Source organism: Corynebacterium sp. HMSC074H12, from assembly GCF_001813755.1.
Classification (GTDB): Bacteria; Actinomycetota; Actinomycetes; order Mycobacteriales; family Mycobacteriaceae; genus Corynebacterium; species Corynebacterium hiratae.
On the sequence record NZ_KV813936.1, the window covers coordinates 1 to 551 of the forward strand.

1 protein-coding gene is annotated in these 551 nt (G+C 52.5%); it reads left to right on the forward strand.

What is annotated here, in order from left to right; all coding sequences use genetic code 11:
• Positions 1-551: IS3 family transposase (locus HMPREF2932_RS09270; RefSeq protein WP_141756306.1), on the forward strand; the 551-nt coding region annotated here is incomplete at both ends.

Sequence of the window (551 nt, forward strand, 5' to 3'; positions counted from 1 at the left end):
TCGCTCCTCGTTCTACAAATGGGTCAACACCCGCCAAGAACGCAGGTTAAAGATGTGTTCCGATGCCCTTATTGGTGCACGAATCAAGACCATCTTCGATGATGAGCACGGGCTTTATGGTGCTAAACGCATCGCTGCAAGTCTCAACGACGATACGGACTTTCCTCCGATAAATCACAAGAAGGTCGCACGCATCATGAAATCCATGGGACTGAAAGGCTTCAGCAAACGGCGTCGATGCATCACCACCAGGCGCAAGCCTGGCCACCGAGTCATGCCAGACTTAGTAGGCCGTAAATTCACCGCTGACAGGCCGAACCACGTCTATGTAGGCGACATTACGTACCTGCCGTGTAAGGGCGGCAAGAACATGTACCTGGCCACGGTCATCGACGTCTACTCGCGCAAACTTGTCGGCCATGCACTCGCCGATCACATGCGGGTATCGCTGGTTATCGAAGCTTTATCTCATGCCAGAAAAGTCCGCGGAAACCTTACTGGGGCAATTTTCCATTCCGATCACGGCAGTGTGTACACCTCACAAGCATTTA